This is a genomic window from Bradyrhizobium jicamae, assembly GCF_001440395.1.
GTDB lineage: Bacteria > Pseudomonadota > Alphaproteobacteria > Rhizobiales > Xanthobacteraceae > Bradyrhizobium > Bradyrhizobium jicamae.
The window spans coordinates 1-19,648 of record NZ_LLXZ01000167.1 but is presented as its reverse complement, the minus strand read 5'-3'; the positions used below and the strand labels follow the sequence as shown (position 1 = coordinate 19,648).

The 19,648-nt window shown below is 62.7% G+C and carries 16 protein-coding genes; 6 read left to right on the top strand and 10 right to left on the bottom strand.

The genetic code is table 11. From position 1 onward, the window contains the following. Position 1 precedes the first annotated feature (1 nt). The 3 genes from CQ12_RS28330 to CQ12_RS28320 all read left to right on the top strand — a co-directional run bounded on the left by CQ12_RS28330 (position 2) and on the right by CQ12_RS28320 (position 3,054). Entirely contained in the window at positions 2 to 1,222 is a 1,221-nt protein-coding gene (locus tag CQ12_RS28330; protein WP_057838585.1) for a vanadium-dependent haloperoxidase, read from the top strand. A gap of 4 nt (positions 1,223 to 1,226) precedes the next feature. Beyond that, positions 1,227 to 2,252, top strand: coding sequence for a hypothetical protein (locus tag CQ12_RS28325; RefSeq protein WP_057838584.1), 1,026 nt, complete (start codon positions 1,227 to 1,229; stop codon positions 2,250 to 2,252). Positions 2,253 to 2,601: 349 nt separating this feature from the next. Further along, the gene (locus CQ12_RS28320; RefSeq protein ID WP_057838583.1) at positions 2,602 to 3,054 is read left to right on the top strand and encodes a cupin domain-containing protein; all 453 of its coding nucleotides are present in this window, start codon (positions 2,602 to 2,604) and stop codon (positions 3,052 to 3,054) included. A gap of 182 nt (positions 3,055 to 3,236) precedes the next feature. Here CQ12_RS28320 and CQ12_RS28315 read toward each other — a convergent pair whose 3' ends face one another. From CQ12_RS28315 to CQ12_RS28300, 4 genes are all read right to left on the bottom strand, one after another. Then, positions 3,237 to 4,706 (bottom strand): FAD-dependent monooxygenase, encoded by a 1,470-nt coding sequence (locus CQ12_RS28315; protein ID WP_083519517.1) that lies wholly within the window; start codon positions 4,704 to 4,706, stop codon positions 3,237 to 3,239. A 548-nt stretch (positions 4,707 to 5,254) separates the two neighbouring features. Continuing rightward, positions 5,255 to 5,443 carry a hypothetical protein gene (locus CQ12_RS46785; protein ID WP_057838581.1) on the bottom strand — a complete coding sequence of 63 codons (189 nt, stop codon included), beginning with the start codon at positions 5,441 to 5,443 and terminating at the stop codon, positions 5,255 to 5,257. A gap of 221 nt (positions 5,444 to 5,664) precedes the next feature. Next, positions 5,665 to 7,278: an MDR family MFS transporter gene (locus CQ12_RS28305; RefSeq protein WP_057838580.1), complete on the bottom strand. Its 1,614-nt coding sequence runs from the start codon at positions 7,276 to 7,278 to the stop codon at positions 5,665 to 5,667. 4 nt (positions 7,279 to 7,282) lie between these two features. Then, the gene (locus CQ12_RS28300; protein ID WP_057838579.1) at positions 7,283 to 8,452 is read right to left on the bottom strand and encodes an HlyD family secretion protein; all 1,170 of its coding nucleotides are present in this window, start codon (positions 8,450 to 8,452) and stop codon (positions 7,283 to 7,285) included. A gap of 105 nt (positions 8,453 to 8,557) precedes the next feature. On the opposite strand from CQ12_RS28300, the gene CQ12_RS28295 reads away from it, so the two are divergent. Further along, entirely contained in the window at positions 8,558 to 9,241 is a 684-nt protein-coding gene (locus tag CQ12_RS28295) for a TetR/AcrR family transcriptional regulator (protein WP_057838578.1), read from the top strand. Positions 9,242 to 9,252: 11 nt separating this feature from the next. On the opposite strand, the gene CQ12_RS28290 is transcribed toward CQ12_RS28295, so the two are convergent. Next, positions 9,253 to 10,452, bottom strand: a complete 1,200-nt coding sequence (locus CQ12_RS28290; RefSeq protein ID WP_057838577.1) for an adenylate/guanylate cyclase domain-containing protein — start codon at positions 10,450 to 10,452, stop codon at positions 9,253 to 9,255. A gap of 102 nt (positions 10,453 to 10,554) precedes the next feature. Continuing rightward, positions 10,555 to 11,700 (bottom strand): NAD(P)/FAD-dependent oxidoreductase, encoded by a 1,146-nt coding sequence (locus tag CQ12_RS28285; RefSeq protein ID WP_063799832.1) that lies wholly within the window; start codon positions 11,698 to 11,700, stop codon positions 10,555 to 10,557. Between the two features lie 160 nt (positions 11,701 to 11,860). Here CQ12_RS28285 and CQ12_RS28280 point away from each other — a divergent pair, with 160 nt between their 5' ends. After that, positions 11,861 to 13,549: a Na/Pi cotransporter family protein gene (locus CQ12_RS28280; protein WP_057838576.1), complete on the top strand. Its 1,689-nt coding sequence runs from the start codon at positions 11,861 to 11,863 to the stop codon at positions 13,547 to 13,549. A 51-nt stretch (positions 13,550 to 13,600) separates the two neighbouring features. Here CQ12_RS28280 and CQ12_RS28275 read toward each other — a convergent pair whose 3' ends face one another. Then, entirely contained in the window at positions 13,601 to 15,496 is a 1,896-nt protein-coding gene (locus CQ12_RS28275; RefSeq protein ID WP_245310209.1) for an alkyl/aryl-sulfatase, read from the bottom strand. Between the two features lie 15 nt (positions 15,497 to 15,511). Here CQ12_RS28275 and CQ12_RS42830 point away from each other — a divergent pair, with 15 nt between their 5' ends. Beyond that, the gene (locus CQ12_RS42830; protein WP_245310208.1) at positions 15,512 to 16,264 is read left to right on the top strand and encodes a helix-turn-helix domain-containing protein; all 753 of its coding nucleotides are present in this window, start codon (positions 15,512 to 15,514) and stop codon (positions 16,262 to 16,264) included. Positions 16,265 to 16,322: 58 nt separating this feature from the next. Here the strand turns inward: CQ12_RS42830 and CQ12_RS28265 are convergent, their stop codons facing one another. From CQ12_RS28265 to CQ12_RS28255, 3 genes are read right to left on the bottom strand one after another with little or no spacing between them, the layout of a single operon-like run. Beyond that, entirely contained in the window at positions 16,323 to 16,766 is a 444-nt protein-coding gene (locus tag CQ12_RS28265) for a PaaI family thioesterase (protein ID WP_057838574.1), read from the bottom strand. Next, the gene (locus tag CQ12_RS28260) at positions 16,763 to 18,037 is read right to left on the bottom strand and encodes a cytochrome P450 (protein WP_057838573.1); all 1,275 of its coding nucleotides are present in this window, start codon (positions 18,035 to 18,037) and stop codon (positions 16,763 to 16,765) included. Before CQ12_RS28260 ends, CQ12_RS28265 begins: the two co-directional genes overlap by 4 nt. Before the next feature lie 29 nt (positions 18,038 to 18,066). After that, entirely contained in the window at positions 18,067 to 19,338 is a 1,272-nt protein-coding gene (locus CQ12_RS28255; RefSeq protein ID WP_057838572.1) for a cytochrome P450, read from the bottom strand. Positions 19,339 to 19,648: the final 310 nt, after the last annotated feature.

Genomic DNA, 19,648 nt, shown 5'->3' with positions numbered 1-19,648 from the left:
GATGAGCGTATTGAAAGTTGCAATCGTCAGCCTGGCCCTGATTTCCGCTCATACACCCGTTCGCGCTGATGTCATCGGCGACTGGAATAACACCGCAATCGACGTGATGAAGGCCGTCAACGTCGGCGGTAATCCGTGGACACGCAGCATGGCCCTGGTGAACGTGTCGATGTCTGACGCGGTCAACTCGGTGCAGAACCGATATTCACGTTACATACCGGAGCTTCCAGCTAACCCGAACGCCTCGGCCGAGGCCGCGGCCGCTGCCGCTGCCCGCGAAATTCTCATGCGCCAGTATCCCGGCCAGAAGGAGCGGATTGAGGCAGCCTTCGCGGAGACGATGAAAACGATTCCGGACAATCCGGCACGGGCTGCAGGTATTGATCTGGGCAAAAACGTTGCGGACGCCGTTTTCACGGAACGACAGAGCGATGCGACCAACACGCCCGACACATACCGCCCACTCACCACGCCCGGCGTCTGGGTGCCGACCACGCCGCCGCTGTTCCCACAATATGCAACGGCCAAGCCGTGGGGCCTGGACAGCGCCAGTCAATTCCGCCCGGCTCCGCCCCCAGCCCTCAACAGTGCGCTTTACGCGCGCGATTACAATGAAACCAGGGAAATGGGCGGCGTGAAAAGCACCAAGCGGACCGACGCGCAGTCCGACGCCGTGCGGTTCTGGACCCAGGCCAACCTTGGGCCTGCATGGTATCAGGCGGCCAGGCAGATTTCCGCGCGCCGTGACCTCTCCGTGGCAGAAAGCGCGCGCGTGTTCGCGCTGTTGTCCATGGCTTTCGCCAATTGCTTCATCCTCGATTGGGACGCCAAGTTCCAATACAACTTCTGGCGGCCGATCACTGCGATCCGCAACGGGGATCAGGACGGCAACGATGCGACCGAACGCGACGCCGGCTGGCTGCCCCTGAACACCACGCCGATGCATCCGGAATACCCGTCGCAGGCGGGGATCAACGCGGGTGCGGCGCGAACCGTTATGGAAGCTTTGTTCGGCAACGGAACGGAGAACTTCGCCGTGACCGATACGTCCGACGCGCGCCTTTCGCGCCAATTCACCAGCTTTGCGCAGATGGCCCAGGAGCACAAAGACGTGCGCATCTGGGGCGGCATTCATTTCCGCAATTCGACGGAGATTGGAGATGCGATGGGTCGCAAGGTCGCCGACCATCTCGTGGCAAATTACATGAAGCCTGTGCGGTAGGCCCATGTTCGGCGCCGTCACAAGGCGCCTGGTAACCGGCGGTGCGCTGCTGCTCACCGCCTTCCTCGCCGCTGATGCCGCTGGGATCGACGACGATCTGCCCGACCTTAACGACCAGATCGGCCAGATGGCCGCCGAGGTCGCACTCGAATTGCAGCAACTCTGTCCGCCCGCTTCACCCTCGGACCAGGCCGCCTTCGATCGATGCCGGGGCAGCCTGTTCGGCGATTCCGTGCTACGGCGCAACCTCGGGCCGAGGCTCTTGTGGGGCCGCCGGAATCAGGACGCCGGGGCGGCGCTCAGTGACACCAATCTCACGCAGTTTGCGCCCGATGTGATTGCCGGCCTTTACCTTCCGTTGTTCATGTTCAGCGGCGAGTACAGCACCGAATATGTCGAACGCGAGCGATTGTACCTGATCCGTCTGCGGGCAGGGTTTCGCAATCTGTTGCCGCCCGGGCAGTTTCCCTATCCGTTCTGGCACCTGGAGGCGAAGTGGGGTGTTTATCAGGCCACGAATTCGGTCCTGCTCTGGGTCAATCCAAAGACCGCAAGGATCGTCGTCGGGCAATTTACCGAGCGCGGTAGCGGCAGCCCTGTCGTCTCAACCCAACCGATATCGCACAAGTTCGATGGTCAATGGATGTGGATGGACAAGGAGGGCCGCATCCAGCCGCGCGTGACGCTGTTCGACGGCCTGTTCCGGCAAGACAATCCTTACCTGCCGAAGCTCGACACCACCTACAGGACGCTGGCGCTGCGGATGCGCGACGCGCAATGCGATAATTGTCACGTGCCGAATAACCCGATGCCGATGCGCCGGCTGGTGCTGCTGCACACACCGGCCCACGCGGCAGGCGACATTGCCCGGTTGATGACGATAGTGCGTGCGGACAAGATGCCGCTCGACGATGCCGGCAACGAACAGCCGCTCGAGCCCGCACTCAAACGTGCACTGCTCGAAAGCGGCGCGGCTTTCGAAGAGCAGGTGAAGGCCGCAAAGGATTGGGAAGCGGCACACCGGAATTGAATGGCACCCGACTGATCCAGTCGCAGCACGATAGCCAGACTCGAATTGAAGCTCGATGAAAGCCGCTTGGTCGGCTGCGAACCGTATCGAGCTTGTGCCCGCGCAATCCTCGGCATCCATCATAATTTGGTTTGTGGAATTCGGGATCGAACGCTGTCGGCGGCGATGGCCGCATTCGAAGGTCGCGCAGACACAGGATAGGGCACGGCCAAGGTCCGCTTGTGACCCAATTCGGACTGGGTTTGCGATGGACGGTTCAAGGCGACCCGAAAATGGATTTAGGTGCCTCAGTTTGAGTTTTTGCTGTATCCTATTGGGCCTTCTTCGCAACATGTGAGAGGAGGTTAGGATGAACAAGTCCTTTGTCGCCGCCACTTTGATCGCGTTGGCAAGTTCTGCGATGGCTCAAGATGCGATGAAGGTGGTCAAGCCCGATGGGCTGACGTGGAAAGAGCATCCGGTCTTCAGGGGCGCGCAAACCGTCATCCTGATCGGTGACCCAACAAAGGCCGAGACGATCGTCCAGCGGGTGAAACTCCCGCCGAATTATAAAATTCCGCCGCACACTCATCCCTATTCCGAGGTCGTCACCGTGATGAGTGGCAGCTTTGGGAACGCCATGGGGGAAAAGTTTGATCCCTCGAAAGGCGAGACATTGAAGCCGGGCTCCGTCTTCGCGCTGCCCGCGAAGCACCCCCATTACGTTTGGACGACAAACGAAGAAACGATCGTCCAAATCGTGTTCACTGGGCCGGGGGGCATCGAGTTCATCGATCCAGCCGACGATCCGCGCAAGAAGTAAAAACGAAGCGCCGAAGCATGAGTGATCAAGAGGCCGACTCAATCGGTGGCCTCTTTCTTCCTTCCGGCACAGGCGCGACGTCGGCTGTTGGCCCAAAGCCGACGTTGCGTGTGAGCCAGACGATGTCAGCTTTCGATTGGCCGGCCCGCGGATGAGTGAGGGTCCACGGGCCACCCGCACCGCTACACTGCGGCAGGCGGTCCGAACCACATGGTCAGCGCATCAGCGAGCCCTGCCTGGGTCTGGTCTCCAACCCAGGCCACATGTCCGTCGGGCCGGATCAGCACGGCGCTGGGCGCCGTGACCGTGCCAAGCGCCGGAAGCACCCACGCACCGGCATACTGCGCGTCGATCTGCCGTACCCGATCCGCCCACGGCGTGATGTCGGGGCCGCCGGGCTCACCGAGGTTGAGCAGCACGGGCTCGGCTTTGTGCAGCAGGGTGTAGACCCGCAGCGGGCCGCCCGCGGCGATCAGGTCGAGGTCGGGCATGCGGCGGCCGAGCAGGGGGTGTCCCTCGCCGAGATCGTAGTGGATGTCGAGGCCGGACATCATCGCGGCGATGCGTTTGCGCGGCGCGTCCATGCCGAGCAGGTCGGACATGGTTTCCTGCAGGGCTTTGACGCGGTCATCGGGGCGGCGCATCAGCGCGACTTGCGCCATCGTATTGCGCAGCACGCGCGCCGCGACCGGGTGGCGTTCGGCGTGATAGCTGTCCAGAAGGCTTTCCGGCGAGGTCTGCTTGACCACCCGGGCGAGCTTCCATCCGAGATTCACCGCATCCTGTACGCCGGTGTTAAGGCCCTGTCCTCCGGCGGGGTAGTGCACATGCGCGGCGTCGCCGGCCAGCAGCACGCGCCCCTGACGGTAGGACGCCGCCTGCCGCGTCATGTCGGTGAAGCGGGAGATCGAGGTCGGGCTGTGGATGCCATAGTCGGTCCCGTAGACGGCGACGAGCGCCGCGCTCAGATCGCTCAAGGTGGGCTCGCTGGTGGCGCCAAGCTGCTGCTCGGTCACCATGACCCGGACCGGTCCTCCATCCTCCATCCGGCTCAGTCCGTGGATGCCGCTGATGTCGTGGCGCATGCCCCATTCCGGCTCCCGGGCGACCTCAACCTCGGCGATCAAATGACTGGTCGTCGGATCCCAGCCGGGGAATTCGATGCCGGCTGATTTTCGGATCAGGCTGCGGCCGCCGTCGCAGCCGACGAGATAGTCCGTCCGCAAGGACTTTCCGTCGGAAAGTGCGACGTCAACACCGGTGTCGTCCTGCGCAAAACGAGTCACCTCGCGTCCGCGATAGATCGGCACCGAAAGCTCCTCGACCCAGCCAGCGAGGATGCGCTCGATATGGTTCTGCCACAGCGCCAGCCCGTAATTGTGCCGTGTGGGGAAGTCGCTGATATCAAGGCGGATAAAGGCGAAGCCGGCGACCTGGGCCACCTGTCCCTGCGCGAGGAACCGATCGGCGATGCCACGCTGATCGAGCACCTCGATGGTGCGGGCGTGCAGCCCGCCGGCGCGCGAGCCGGCGACGTCCTGGCCGGCGCGCCGCTCGACGATGGCAACATCGGTGCCCGCCAGCGCCAATTCGCCGGCCAGCATCAGGCCGGTGGGGCCTCCGCCGGCGATGATCACCGCATGATCGGTCATTGCACCCATTTCGTCACCCCGCAGGTTGTGGCTTCGGTCTGCGGTTGTACGGGATGACGGGGGTCTTGAAGCAAGCCCGTTACGCCCCACATATCTGAGTGGGAAGCATCCTTTTTGATTGCCGGGCTATCCTTGCAACTGCCGTCGGCTTGGCAGGCTCATCCGCGACGTGCTCCGCGGGGGCGCGGCGAGGCGATCTCGTCTCCTTGCGCTGAACCTTCGATCTAAAGTCCGCCAATCAATCGCCTGGTGGCCAGCGCGCAGCGCGTCGAGAATATGGGCGGCAAAGATACCAGCGCTCGCCATCGCCAGAAACGCTACCATCATTTTGATAAAACCAGGTTGATCTGATCGGAGACGCTCAGCCGCACGGCGAGCCGGGCGCCTCTATCTCCAATATCGGCGCTCGCGATGTAAGGCACGCCCCAGGGTGATTGGCTTACGGTTTCCCAAAATTCGCAAAGCCGCTCGACACGCCGATCTCTGACATTGCCTGCGATGAGAGCGGGGTTGATTGCGCCGATCGAGATGCGCTGCGATGACCATGATCACGATGGAATCTCGTCGGTGCGAAGGACGCTGGCCCGACCGACCGCGGGAATTGTCAGTGCCCTGGCCGGCTGCTCCTTCAGGGGAGCGGCCGGCGGGAAAATGCTGTCGTAAATCGCGCGAGCTTCTCGAACAAGGCGGATGCGCTCGCGCTCAGATCTTGGGATAAACTGGATAACCTGGCCCATATTTCACTCCTTCCAATGAGAGGCACTTAAAGATGACGATCATCATAAAAAATGTGACTGGCGACCGATCTTTGAAGCCCTGCGGGCGATAACGAAGGACTAAAAAGTTCGTGATGGCTGCAAGCTCTGGCGGCCACGTTCGGCGATCGTGTTTGTCATTGAATTCTCCTCGTCAGTGCTGGATGAAGCGCAGTTACAGTTCGAGTTCCGTTCGATCGTCCTCAATGCCCGCCGCCCGCGGCGGCACCCTTTGGCTTGCTGGTCAGGAGAAGGGCGATGCCCGCTAGCACCAGCACGATGCCGACCACCGCGAAGGTGTCGCTGAATCCCATGATCAGCGCCTGCTGCTTGACGGTCTTGCCGAGGGCAATGATGGCTTGATGGCGCGCGCTGGCCGGATCGCTCATGCCATGCGCCATGAAGTAATCCGTCATCGTCGCGATGCGCTGGCGCACTTCCTCCCGGCCGAGGTCGACGGCCTGGCCAATGATGTTGGAATGAAATTGCTCGCGCTTGGTCACGATGGTGGAAAGCATGGCGGTGCCGACCGCGCCGCCGAGATTGCGCATCATGTTGGAGATGCCGGAGGCGGCGGGCGCGTCCTGCGGCGCCACGCTGCCCAGCGAAATCGCGCTCAGCGGCGTCAGCAGAAGGGCCTGGCCGATGGCGCGGACAATGTTGGGGATGAAAAGCTGGTCGCCGGAATAGTCGAGCGACATCGCCGTGTTCATGAACGAACTCATCGCGAAGATGGCCGTGCCGGCGAAGGCGATGAAGCGGATGTCGAAACGCTCCATCAGCTTCGGTACCAGCGGGATCAGCAATAGCTGCGGTAGGCCGGTCCAGGCCAATACGGTACCGATCTGCTCGGCGTTGTACCGCTGTACCTGGCCGAGATAGGCTGGCAGCAGATAGATCGAGCCGAACAGCGCGAAACCGATAAAGACGGCGGCGACGGTGCCGAGCCCGAAGTTGCGCTGGGTGAGCAGCCGCAGACGCAGCAGCGGCTTTTCGACGATCAGTTCGTTGGCGACGAACAGCGCCAGGCTGATTGCTGCGACAAGCGCCAGCTTCACGATGAATGGCGAGCCGAACCAGTCGTTCTTGTTGCCTTCCTCTAGCACCGCCTGCAAGGCCGACAGGCCGACCACCATGGTGGCGATGCCGAACCAGTCGCCTTCGCGCAACAGGCCGAGGTTCAGCGGCTGGCGCTCCAGCGTGAAGTAAAGCGTTGTGACCATCACCGCGGTCGGAATGACATTGACGAAGAAGATCGTCTGCCAGCCGTAATTCTCGGTGAGGTATCCGCCGATGGTGGGGCCGATCGCCGGTGCAAACGTCACCGCCAGCGAAAACATTGCCAGCCCAATCGGTTGCTGCGCCTTCGGAAGCCTGGTGAACACCAGCGTGAACGCCATCGGGATCAGCACGCCGCCGAAAAACCCCTGGAAGGCGCGCAACGCGATCATCGTCGGCAGGTCGGTGGCGAAGGCACAGGCGACCGAGAATGCCGCAAACAGGCTGGCAAAGCTCAGCATGATGTTGCGGAAGGAAAACACCCGGCTGAGATAGTCGGTCAGCGGAATCACCACGATCTCGCCGATCAGGTAGGAGGTCGAGATCCAGGAACCGTTATCCACGCCGGTGCCGATGCCGCCCTCGATATTGAGCAGCGAGGCATTGGTGATCTGGATGTTGAGGATCGCCATGAACGCGCCGATCATGGCGGCGAGGATGGCGATCCACACCGTGGTGCCGGCGCGGCCGGGTTGCGCGGCCGGGGCGGCGATCACACGCGGGGCCGATGCTGGATGGGTGAGGGCAAGGTCCGACATGGCATCACCTGTTTGAGGCGAGCTGCGGCGTCACGGGGTGAGGGGGCGCAGGTTGCGGGCGAACCGCCGTCGCGGTCCTGGTGTGAATGCTGGGAACGACCGACATGCCGGGCCGGAGAGCGGCGTCGGCGCCGTCGAGCACGATCTTCACGGGGATGCGCTGCACCACTTTGGTAAAATTGCCCGTGGCATTGTCCGGCGGCAGCAGCGCGAATTCCTGCCCGCTCGCCGGCGCAAGACTGTCGACATGGCCATGCACGGCCTTCCCCGGGAACATGTCGACTTCGATGTCCACCGGCTGGCCGGCGCGGACGTTCTCAAGCTGCGTCTCCTTGAAATTCGCGATGACATAGGCGCCGTTCGAAGGCACCAGTGACATCAACTGGGTGCCAGCCTGGACGAACTGCCCGACGCGCAATGTGCGGTTGCCGACCACGCCCTCGATCGGCGCGGTGATGGTCGTGTAGGACAGATTGAGCTCGGCCTGTCGCTCGACTGCCTTGGCCCTTGCCTCAGCCGCACCGGCTTGCGCCAGCTCGGCCTTCAGCAGTTCGACCTGTTTTTGCGCAGAGGCCAGATTCGCCTTGTCGCGCTCGATGGCGGCAACGGCAGTGTTGTCGCGTGCCTGCGCGTTCTGCGCATTCTGCACGCTGCCATAGCCGGTAGCGGCAAGGTCGGTATAGCGCTTGTTTTCCTGGGCGGTGAAGACCCGCGCGGCCGTATCGACGTCCAGCGTGGCCTTGGCTGCGTCGATCACAGCCTGCTGTACGTCGAGCTGCGCGCGCTTGCTTTCGACCGCAGCCGTGGCTGCGGCGACATCGGCCTTGGCCTGATCGAGCGCGACCTTGAAGTCGCGGTCGTCGATCCGTGCCAGTACCTGACCCGTCTTCACATGCTGGTTATCGCCGACCAGGACCCGATTGAGATAGCCGGAGACTTTTGGGGCGATCGTGGTGTTGTCCGCCTTCACGTAGGCGTCATCGGTCGAGACCAGGAAGCGACCGATCGTCCAGTAGTCCCAACCATACCAGGAGGCGGCTGCGAGCACGGCGACGGCGGCTCCCGCCAGCAAAACGCGCTTCAAACGGCCCTTTCGATCGGGTTCGGGCGTTGCCGCCACAACTTCGTGGCTGGGCGCGGGGACCGGAACCTGCGGTTGGCCGTGTTTGGGCACTCATGACGGCCCTCCATTAATTTGGAAACTTGATATTTTCCAAAATAGAGCCCATATTCGGAGTGTCAATGGAATGACAGGCATCAGCTAAAGGCATGGCTCGAGATGGCGATCACGAAGGCGAGAGCGTCAGGCGGGAGTGCGGTATCGAAGGCGCCGCGCGGCCGCGGGCGACCGCAGGCACGATCCGACGATGAAACGCGCGCGGTGATCCTCGACGCCGCGCGCCACGAATTCGCATCTGCCGGCTACGCCACCACCAACATGGAGAGCGTGGCGCGACGTGCCGGCGTTTCGACCAGGACGCTGTACCGCCTGATCCCGAACAAGTCGGCGTTGTTCGAGGCGACGATCACGGACCGGCTCGATCGTTTCGCTTCCGTGGTTCGTCTGAAGGCGTGCGAGGGTAGCGACATCGAGGCGGCGCTATGCGCAGCGCTGATCGCCTGTGGCGAGTTGATCCTGGACAGCGAGGTAATCGCGATTCAGCGGATGATCCTCGGCGAGAGCGAACAGTTTCCCGAGATCGCAGATACCTTTTACAGCAAGGCGATCAAGCGAACCGAAAGCACGCTGGCGAACTGGCTGAAGGCGCAAGTGAAGCGTGGCCTGATCGAAATAGAGAATGCGGAGGTCGCTGCCGGCATGTTGCTCGGCATGCTCGTGTTCCAGCCGCAACGCGCGGTGATGTTCGGCCACGCGCCAGCGCCTGACCGAAACGAAGTTGAGCGCCGTGCGCAGGTCGCGACCGGCCTGTTCCTGAGGGGATGCGCGCGTGAGCCAACCTAGCTCATCGGCGTTCAGCCGTGATACGCAAACAGCTCGATCGGCTCACTGAAGCCGCGCACGGGATGTTCGCCGACGTGTTCGAGATCGAAATCGCTCTTCACCAGCTCGGCGAACGCTTTCGACAGTAGCACTGTCCGGCCCAACTGCTTGGTGAGCGCCTCGAGCCGCGACGCCATGTTGACCGCGGGACCGATGACGGTGAAATCGAGCCGGGTGCGCGAGCCGATATTGCCGTACATGACGTCGCCGACGTGGATGCCGATGCCGTAGTTCAGCGGCGCTCGGCCGGTCTTTCCGTTCTCTTCGTTCAGGGCAATCATGGCCTGACGGGCCTCGCCAACGGCGCGCAGCAGATTGGCGCAGGCCGATGGCTGGCTGAGCGGAAAGATGGCGAGCAGGCCGTCGCCGATGAATTTCAGGATTTCGCCGCCATGCCGCACAATCGGCTCCGACATCGCGTCGAAATAGCCGTTGAGGAGATCGATGACGTCGTCCCGCGGCCAGTTGTCTGAGATCTTCGTGAACTCGCGCAGATCGCAGATCATGATGGCGGCGCGCACCGTCGTGCCGCTGCCGCGCCGGGTAGCGCCGGCCAGAATGAGTTCGCCGGCGTGCGATCCGACATAGGTTTCGAGCAGCGTTCGCGCCAGCCGGTTCTTCATGCGGATTTCGCTGACCAGCGCCAGAACCGGCAGCAGCTTGCGCAGGCCGGCGATATGCGCGTCGTCGAAACCGCCGGGGCGGTCGGTCGCGAAGGTCACGATGTGCCGCTTGCCGAGGGTGTGGTACAGCGGCCAGGCGACATAGTCGGTCAGGCCTTTCGCGCGCATCTCGTCGTACAGGGCATGTTTGCGGCCGAGCGAGGGATCGCGTTCGAGGTTCTCGCGCACCTCGGTGGCGCCGTCATGGATCTCGTTGGCGGGACTGCCGATGTATTCGGATCGCTCCCTGACATCGTAGTCGACCCGTTCAATCTCTGCCTCGCGCATCCCGTCCGCCCAGATGATCCGGGCGCCAAGCCATTGCGGATGATAGATCAGGAGATGAAGCGTCGCCCGCTTGACGGGAATGCCCGATCGCTGAAGGCGCACGCATAGTTCGGCGAAAATATTGTCGATGAAACGCTGATCGCGCGTCTCGTTCGTCAGCCAGTGTACGACGGCATCGTCGGAATCGGCGGAAACGGAATCGATGTTGTGGGGCGCGTCCATATCTTCATCCTCGGCCGTGAGCTCAGTCGGCGGTACAGGGTATGTCGTGTCTCGGCTCGGCGGTGTCAACGGAGGGCCGCGCGCCGAACCCACCCACCTGAATCAGGGTGCGAGCTCTGCTCTGACCTCACCGAGCAGCGCCATGCCGCCTAATCGACCCAATTCGTCCGAACACTTCGCGCTCTTCCCGTAGCAGCCGAATGCAATGATGACGCGTTCCGAAAGCGGCCCGATGCAGGGAAGGCCTGTTGTGCCAAAGGTGGTCATGCAAGGCACAACGCGGCGTTCTTGAAAATCCAGGCCGGGAATACGACCGAGGATCTGCTTTTCAAGCCCATCAGCCACGGGAATCGAGCCGCCCGATCGGAACCAGTCCTTGATATCTGCCTCGCTTTCGAGCGGAAGATCGACCGGATCACCGCCGAGCTTCAACCAGGTGTGGCCGTCCGGATAGGGGATTGGCGGAAGAATGTAGGGATTCTCGCCCTTGGGCCCGAAACAACGCATCGACGGCATTCCGGCCAAGCGTTGAGCCTCCGCCGCATCAAGCCGAAACATCGCGACGGTGCGCCCGTAGACCGTAAAACCCAGGGATTGGCCGAGCAGTGATTGGGTATGCCCGCCTGCTGCAACGAGAACGCGCTCGGCCTCGACGTTGCCCGATCTCGTCCGAATCGTCACACCAGAGCCGCCTTCCGAGATCCCCAGAGCGGGCTCGGCGATGATCCGTGCACCGGCGCGCTCCGCCGCGATCGTCTGCGCCCGCACCAGGCGCCGCGGGCTGATATGTCCGGCATTCTTCGGCTCGAAATAGCCCTGCATTCCGGCCGCAAATCCGAGATACGGAAATCGCTCCGCGAGTCCCGTATCATCATATGCTTCACAGAAGATCCCGGCCTCAGCGGCGATTTTGCCAATCGAAGCGACGTCACTTCTTTCGCCAGGGCCAGCGTGAAGCACGCCGACTTCCCGGTAGAATTCCACACCGCTTTCCGCTGAGATCTCGCCGTAGCGCGAAATCGCGGCACGGTTCATTTGTCTCCAGAATGGCTCGGAATCGAGAATGCGCGTGATCCGGCCCTCATCGTAGTGGCTGCCAAAGACCCCGTTGTGATGCGCAAAATCGGCCGGCTCATCGGGCCCGATCAGTGCAACCTCATGGCCCATTTTGCACAGATGGCGTGCAGCCGCCGCCCCGATCAGACCACGTCCGATCACCGCAAGTTTCATCGCTCTATTGGCGCTCACGATCAACCCCTACGCCTTGATTGCATCAGCAGCATGAAATCCACCATGTCAGCTCCCCGCTCTTCCTAGTCAAGGCTTTCCGGAGGGGCGGCTGCGTTCGCTCTGCAACCGCGCTACAGTGCAGAAGCTGGCCTGATCGCGATTCACCTCAGGAGCGCGCATGTCCACTGCAGTCTCGGTGCTCGGCGGCGTCGGTCTTTTTCTGCTTGGCATGACCGTGATGACGGAAGGCCTGAAGACGCTGGCCGGCTCCGCCCTGCGCGTGATGCTCAGCAAGGCGGCGGCAACGCCGCTGCACGGCTCCTTTTGGGGCGCCATCGTCACGCTTCTGACGCAGTCCTCCAGTGCAACGACCATGACGACGATCGGTCTCGTCAGCGCCGGCTTGTTGACGTTCCAGCAAGGGTTGGGCCTTGTCTTCGGCGCCAATGTCGGCACCACGGGGACTGGCTGGCTGGTGGCGCTCATCGGCGTCCGCGTCTCGCTCACGGCCGCGGCATTGCCGATGATCTTCGTTGGTGCGTTGACCAAGCTTCTGGCGCGCGGCCGACTATCCGGGGCGGGTGGCGCTCTCGCCGGGTTCGGGCTTGTGCTGTTCGGATTGACGACCCTGCAGCAAGGCATGGGTGGGCTTGCCGAACGATTGCACCCGGCGGACCTGCCTGCGGTTCTCGGAGGTCCGGAAGCCCGGTGGTGGTCGGGCCTGCTCGGTGTGCTGGTGCTGGTCGTGATCGGACTGGTGATGACCGCGCTGATGCAGTCGTCGACGGCCGCCGTCGCCGTCACGTTGTCCGGTTACTACGCCGGTGCGGTCGGGCTCGACCAGGGCTGCGCGCTGATCATCGGCCAGAACATCGGAACAGCGACGAGTTCGGCCCTGGCGGCGATCGGCGCGAGCACCACCGCCAAGCGGCTGGCCATTGCTTATATCCTTTTCAAGCTGATCGCCGCCGTCATCGCGCTGACGCTTTTTCCCGTCGTCATCCCTCTGCTTGAGCGGGCCTCGAGCACCGTCGACGGCGTCACGTTGCTGGCCGCGTATCACACGGCGTACAATGTTGTCGGCGTGGTGGTCCTGCTGCCCATGATCGACTGGTTCACGCGACTGGTCGAGCGCATGCTGCCGGAGCGTGGCTCACCGCTGACGCGGTGCCTCGAACCCTTGGCGCTCGCCAATCCGATCGTGGCCGTGGAAGCGGTGCGGCGAACGATCGCGCGGGTGCTCGTAACGGTATGCGGTTCGATCGATGCGTCGCTGGCCGGCCGCGCTGAACCAATCCGTCTTGGCAAGGAGGCCGTATCGGTGCAGGAAGCGGCCGACGCCTTGCGCCAGGCGCAAATATTCCTGTCTGATGTGACCGGACCGCCTGACACCGACGACGAGCAACGGCGTCTCACGAGCACGCTGCACGCACTCGACCGCGCGTCTCGACTGACGGAAGTGGCGAACGGCGGGATCAACTTCGGTTCGGTGCGGGATGGACCGGAGGACAGCCGCGCCGCGGAGCTATGCGCAGAAGCGATGCGCAGCGCAGCCGCGATCGCGCGCGGCGTGGCGACGCCGCCTCGCGTTGCCGGATCGCCGCAGATTGTGCCGGTCTCACGTGGCGCCGACGCCATGGCCGGTCCGCGCGCGATCCCGCCTGACGAGGCGATCGCCGAGCTCGAGCGTTGTACGACGCAACTCGGCGAAGCGCTGCGTATCCATCGCAGCGCGACGCTCGGCGCGGTCGCCAATGGAACGCTCACCGCCGACGCCGCACTGCTTCGCGTCGATACGGTACGAAGCCTCGAAGCGCTGTCGCTTCACGCCTGGCGTTCCGCGGCTCATCTTGTCGGTCGCGGCTAGCCAGGGAGCGCGCGGGAAGCTGCTCGTTTCCGCGCACGAAGGAAGCCGCTGTTATTCCGCAACGGTTCGGCGTGGTACCGCTTCGTAGGGATCGGCGTGCGCCAGCGTGAGGCCCTTGGTCTTGGTGCCGGGCATGATCTCAAAGCGCGGATCGAAGTCGACCATGAACGAGGCGAGCTTTGCCAGAACGCTGGCATCGCCTTGAATCGTGGCGGTGCCATCGGCGATCTGGGCGTCAAGCGTCTTCGCGCCTACCATGGTTTGCTCCAGATCAGTCCGCTTGATGGTGAGGGTGAGGTCCGGGGTCTTCGCCTGGAAACCCGCGATGTTGGTGAGGGTTGCATTGTCCAGTTCGACGAGGAACTTCTCACCATTGTCGGGTGTGATCAGATTGATCGTGAACCTGATGCCTTCGGCCTTGCGGCTGTCCATGCGGATGGCCAGGAAGTTCAGGAACAGTTCAGTGGTCATTGCCCGCACCACGTCCGGGCTGCTCGAACTCGCCATCTCGCCCTGCGGGATGCCCGTGCGCAGTTCATACGCGCCGGACAAGAAGCTGTTCCGCAGGCCGGGGTTTTCCTGCTGGTAGCCAATCTGCTCGAAGATGTCGGCCAGCAGCTCCTTCGCCGCCTGATTTTGCGGCTCAGCCTGGACAAGCTTGTTGACGATCTCCGAAGCCAACAGGTACTGGCCCTCGTCATGGAGCTGGCGGCCCCGCGCCAGGATCTTTTCCGCACCGCCCATCATCTCGACGTAGAGCGGAGCGGAGCTCTCTGGCGAGAGCGGGATGAGCGTCGCCGGATTGCAGTCCCAGAAACCGAGGTAGCGCTGGACCACGCCGCGGCTGTTGTGCTGCGGTGAGCCGTGGTAGCCACGACAATCCCATTTTTGCTGCAAGCTCTTTGGAACCTCGTAGACATTGTGGACCTGGTTGATCGTAATGCCCTGGTTGGCGAGGTGCAGCACCTGATTGTTCATGTGCGCGTAGAGGTCGCGCTGGCTGCGCAGGATTTCCTGAATTCGGGCATTGCCCCAACGCGGCCAGTGATGGGAGGCGAACATCACCTCGGCATCGAGGCCGAAGCGATACAGCGCTTCAGCGATGTATTTGGACCAGTTCAGCGGATCGCGGACGGGCGCGCCCCGCAGCGTGTAGACGTTGTGCAGCGATGCGATGACGTTCTCGGCCATCCAGAGCGCCTTCATGTCGGGAATGTAAGTGTTCATCTCCCTCGGCGCTTCGGTGTTCGGCGTGTTCTGGAAGATCATCCGCACGCCGTCGACTTCGAACTCCTCAATCGGTTTTTCGACCAGCCGCGTCGGTGCGATCAGTCCAACGGACCCGGCGGACGCCCGTTGTCCGAGGCCCTGGCCTACATAGCCATGCGGGGCGCCGGGAAGAAGCAGGCCGTATTGGTAGAAGAGCCGCCGGTTCATGGCGTTGCCGGCGTAAACGTTCTCCGAGATCGTGTGGGACAGGAAGTCTACCGGAGCGATCACCGGCACCTTTCCTGACCGGACATCTTCTTCCTTCAGAAGGCCCCGCACGCCGCCCCAGTGGTCCACATGCGTGTGCGAGTAGATCACCGCGGAGACGGGCAGGCCCTGGCCGACGTGGTCCTGGAACAGCTTCCAGGCCGCGCGGGCCGTCTCGGCGCTCACCAGCGGATCGAAGAGGATCCAGCCAGTCTTGCCGCGCACGAACGTCAGGTCCGAAAGATCGAACCCTCGGACCTGGTAGATGCCGGGGATGACCTCGTAAAGCCTTGGTGGAAAAACGAGTTCCGTTCGCTTCATATGATCGAAGTTGCCCCAGACGGGCGGCAGGCCTTCACTGCTAGCGGCGAGCATTGGCAGCTTGGCTCCATCTTGATCGGCCGCTACCGGACGCCAGCCCGGCGAGTCCTTCGCACGCCTGTCCACCTCCGCCGCAATGAGGTTGATCACTGGGTACTGCGCGTGATGACCAAAGGAGTTTTGGTGTCTCGCAGCTCTCTTGGAGGGTTCCGTGCCTTTCCCGGTCAGGTTGCAGTAACCAGATTCGCGCACGACTATTGCGATGACTACAGCGCCGGCGAGTGGATAGCGGCGATGATCCCCCGGCATGCGCTTCCCGCCCTCGGCGTTACACCTGCGATCCGGGCGCCAAGTCTTTTATCAGGAGCCAAGGCGGGCTTGTTTGCGGACTACTTGCTGTCGCTTGTCCAGCGTCTGCACGATGCGGATCCGTCAGAACTGCCGGCGATCGCCGAAATGACGCGTGTCATGATTGTCGCATGCCTCACCGGAGACGCGTCGGTCACCCAGATGCCAGCGGAGCGATCGATCGTGATGCGGGAGCGCGTAGACCGGCTGATCCGTGACAATCTCGGTTCGGCGCGCCTCAATCCGGAGCGGATCTGCGCGTTGGCAGGCATCTCCCGTTCGAGCCTGTACCGGATGTTCGAGGACCGGGGCGGCGTGGCGGCTCACGTGCAAGCGCTGCGTTTGAAACGCGCTTATGCCGAACTCAGCAACCCTCACTCTGCGTTTGAAACCATCGCCAACCTCGCTGCAGGCCACGGCTTGCACAATACAACTGCGTTTAACCGGGCATTCCGGCGGCACTTCGGATGCACGCCGGGCGAAGTGCGCGGAGCCGCTTTGCGTGCCGATCCGGTGCCGCCGGAGCGTGCCTGTTCTCCGCCGCAGTCCTTCGCCGACCTGCTGCGATAGGCTGTTCGCCGAGGCGCAACGGACGTCCCTCGGCCATTGGGATTTATAGGGGCACGCTTCAACGTGGCCGGAGTTCAGCCGGCAGATCCATCGCGCGCATCGTGGCGGTGCCGAAGGCGCAGAGCGTCTCGGCATCTTCTTTCTTCGAAAACAGCTCGACGGTGGCGACGCCGATCGAGCCCGACATCTTCAGGGTCTTGGCGCGCGCGATCAGTTCCGCGCCGTCCGCAGGGCTGAGGAAGTTGACCTTGAGCTCGACGGTGACGCCGATCTTGCCCTTCGGGAGAGCGGACGTGATGGCGATGCCGGCGGCATGATCGGCGAGCGAGGTGATGACGCCGCCGAAAAAATGCCCGAAGAACTGCAGCAGGTCGTCGCGGCGGGCCAGGGCGATTTCGGCATATCCCGGCTTGATGGCGACGATGCGGACACCCGCCGCGCCGGGAAAGCCCTTGGCGTTGATCGCTTCCGCCAGTTCGGGCGGATTGAGCTCGGCGCTCATCCGGGAATGCGAACCGGCAGCTGCTCGATGCCGCGCACGAAGGAGGAATAGACCCGCTTCGGCTCGCCGACCACCTCGATGCGATCGAACCGCTTCAGCATTTCCTGCCACACGATCTTCAATTGCAACTCGGCAAGCCGCATGCCGACGCAGCGGTGGATGCCGAAGCCGAACGACAGATGCGTGCGCGGACGGGCGCGATCGATGATGAACTCATCCGGCCGCTCGATGCCTTCCTCGTCGCGGTTGCCCGAGACGTACCACATCACGACGCGGTCGCCCTTCCTGATCTTCTTGCCGCCGATCTCGGTGTCGACCAGCGCGGTGCGGCGCATATGGGCGAGCGGCGTCTGCCAGCGGATCACTTCCGGCACCATCGTGTCGATCAGGGCCGGGTTGTCGCGCAGCTTCTGGTATTGATCCGGGTGCTCGTTCAGCGCCAGCACCGAGCCGCTCATGGTGTTGCGGGTGGTGTCGTTGCCGCCGACGATCAACAGGATGATGTTGCCCATCAGATTGTCCGGGTCCATGTGCCGCGTCGCGTCGCTATGCGCCATCATCGACAGCAGATCGTTCTTCGGCGGCGCGTTGACGCGCTCGTTCCAGAGCTTTGAGAAATAGGCGTAGCACTCGTCCATCTCCTGGCGCCGCTGCTCCGGGGAATCCACGACGCCGCTCTTAGGCAGCGCGGTCGAGACGTCGGACCAGCGCGTCAGCTTGCGCCGCTCCTCCCAGGGGAAATCGAACAGGGTCGCCAGCATCTGCGTGGTCAGTTCGATCGAGACGCGCTCGACGAAGTTGAAGGTCTCGTTGCGCGGCAGATTATCCAGCACTTTTTGCGAGCGCTCGCGGATCAGCTTGGCGAGTTCATCCAGATGCGTCGGCGTGAACATCGGCGACACCGTCTTGCGCTGCGCCGAGTGCCGCGGCTGGTCCATCGCGATGAAGCTCGGATAGTCGTAGCCCGGCGGCACGTCGCGGATCGAAATGCCACCGAGTGTCGAATCGGAGGAGAAGATGCCGTGGTTGGTGTCGACATGCATGATGTCGTTGTATTTGGTGACCGACCAATAGGGCTCGATCGGCGAGTTGGTGCAGTAATGCACCGGCTCTTCCTTGCGCAGCCGCTCGAACCACGGCCACAGGGTGTCGTTCTGAAACAGTTTTGGCGCACCGGGGTGAAAATCCCTGAGCGGCGTCGAATAGGCCTCTTCGCGCGCGGCGCGCCGAAGCTCTTTCTTGTCGGCTCTGATGGAGGTCTGGACGTTCATGTTTGTAAATCCCGGTAGGGCTTTCAGGGTTAGCCGGCGATGCGGACCGGCAGGGTCTCGTAGCCTTTGACGAAACTCGAATATACCCGCTTCGGTTCGGCTATCACCTCAATATTATCGTACCGCTTGAGGATTTCTTCCCAGATAATCCTTAGTTGTAGTTCCGCCAGCCGAATTCCGACGCAGCGATGGATGCCGAAACCGAAGGAAAGGTGGGTGCGGGGGCGGGCGCGGTCGATAATGAAGTCGTAGGGGCGGTCGATCACGTCCTCGTCGCGGTTGCCGGAGACGTACCACATCACGACCTTGTCGCCCTTTTTGATCTGGCGCCCACGGAATTCGATGTCTTCGAGCGCGGTGCGGCGCATATGCGCCAGCGGCGTCTGCCAGCGGATCACTTCGGGCACGAAACTGTCGATCAAATCAGGGTTGTCGCGCAGCTTGCGGTACTGGTCCGGATTCTTGTTCAGCGCATAGATGCTGCCCGACAGCGTATTGCGGGTGGTGTCGTTGCCGCCGACGATCAAAAGGATCAGATTGCCGAGGAAGTTCTTCGGGTCCATGTCGCGGGTGGCGTCGCTATGCGCCATCATCGACAACAGGTCGCTCTTTGGCGGCTGGCTGATGCGTTCCTTCCACAGTCTGGCGAAATAGGTCGCGCATTCCATCAGCTCCGCCTGGCGCTCTTCCTCGGTGGCGACAACGCCGCCGGGGCCGGGAAGCGTCGTTGCGACGTCGGACCAGCGCGTCAGCTTGCGGCGGTCTTCCCAGGGAAAGTCGAACAGCACGGCGAGCATTTGCGTGGTCAGCTCGATCGAGACCTGGTCGACCCAGTCGAACACCTCGTTCTTGGGAAGGTTGTCGAGGCATTCGGCGGAACGCTTGCGGATGTTGATCGCGAGCTCGTCGAGATGGGTCGGCGTGAACATCGGCGCCACCGTCTTGCGCTGCGCGCTGTGGCGCGGCTGGTCCATCGCGATGAAGCTTTCGCGGCGCAGGTCCGGCGCGACGTCGCGAATGGTGATGCCGCCAAGCGAAGCTGCCGACGAGAAGACCGCGTGGTTGGTCTCGATGTCCATGATGTCGTTGTACTTGGTCACCGACCAATACGGCCCGAACATCGAATCCTTGCAGTAGTGCACCGGCTCTTCGCGGCGCAGCCGGTCGAAATAGGGCCAGAACGAATCCGTCTTGAACAGCTCGGGATTGCTGACGTCGAAATCCGCCAGCGGCGTGGACTGGGCCGCGTCGCGCGCGGATCGCAGTTGGGAATCGCTGGCGAGATCGACGGTTCCGTGCATGGGTGGCTCTCCCTGAATTCTACCCACGCGAAGCAAATCGAGCGGGCGATGTTTTACCCTATTACATCTCGACCCGGCCGCCGGCGCAAGGGCGAGTTGGGCGCATTTGGCCGCATCGACCATCCGGCCGATCCCGGACGGTTCAGCGCATTTCGCCGCGTGACAAGCGCAGGCCCGAAGCATAAGTCTGTTTGAAACAACGTTTAATTCGCCGGGAGGTGGCCATGATTCCCAACGCGCAACGGATGTTCAACTTCGACCTCGGCGAGACCGCGGATGCGATCCGCGAGACGGTGTTCTCGTTTTCGCA

What these genes read in the sequence shown, in the direction of transcription:
- CQ12_RS28260 (WP_057838573.1), bottom strand. Translation starts at nt 18,037, where the DNA reads ATGAACGTCCAGACCTCCATCAGAGCCGACAAGAAAGAGCTTCGGCGC.
- CQ12_RS28315 (WP_083519517.1), bottom strand. Translation starts at nt 4,706, where the DNA reads ATGACCGATCATGCGGTGATCATCGCCGGCGGAGGCCCCACCGGCCTG.
- CQ12_RS28255 (WP_057838572.1), bottom strand. Translation starts at nt 19,338, where the DNA reads ATGCACGGAACCGTCGATCTCGCCAGCGATTCCCAACTGCGATCCGCG.
- CQ12_RS46785 (WP_057838581.1), bottom strand. Translation starts at nt 5,443, where the DNA reads ATGGGCCAGGTTATCCAGTTTATCCCAAGATCTGAGCGCGAGCGCATC.
- CQ12_RS28330 (WP_057838585.1), top strand. Translation starts at nt 2, where the DNA reads ATGAGCGTATTGAAAGTTGCAATCGTCAGCCTGGCCCTGATTTCCGCT.
- CQ12_RS28290 (WP_057838577.1), bottom strand. Translation starts at nt 10,452, where the DNA reads ATGGACGCGCCCCACAACATCGATTCCGTTTCCGCCGATTCCGACGAT.
- CQ12_RS28295 (WP_057838578.1), top strand. Translation starts at nt 8,558, where the DNA reads ATGGCGATCACGAAGGCGAGAGCGTCAGGCGGGAGTGCGGTATCGAAG.
- CQ12_RS28265 (WP_057838574.1), bottom strand. Translation starts at nt 16,766, where the DNA reads ATGAGCGCCGAGCTCAATCCGCCCGAACTGGCGGAAGCGATCAACGCC.
- CQ12_RS28320 (WP_057838583.1), top strand. Translation starts at nt 2,602, where the DNA reads ATGAACAAGTCCTTTGTCGCCGCCACTTTGATCGCGTTGGCAAGTTCT.
- CQ12_RS28305 (WP_057838580.1), bottom strand. Translation starts at nt 7,278, where the DNA reads ATGTCGGACCTTGCCCTCACCCATCCAGCATCGGCCCCGCGTGTGATC.
- CQ12_RS28325 (WP_057838584.1), top strand. Translation starts at nt 1,227, where the DNA reads ATGTTCGGCGCCGTCACAAGGCGCCTGGTAACCGGCGGTGCGCTGCTG.
- CQ12_RS28280 (WP_057838576.1), top strand. Translation starts at nt 11,861, where the DNA reads ATGTCCACTGCAGTCTCGGTGCTCGGCGGCGTCGGTCTTTTTCTGCTT.
- CQ12_RS42830 (WP_245310208.1), top strand. Translation starts at nt 15,512, where the DNA reads ATGACCAAAGGAGTTTTGGTGTCTCGCAGCTCTCTTGGAGGGTTCCGT.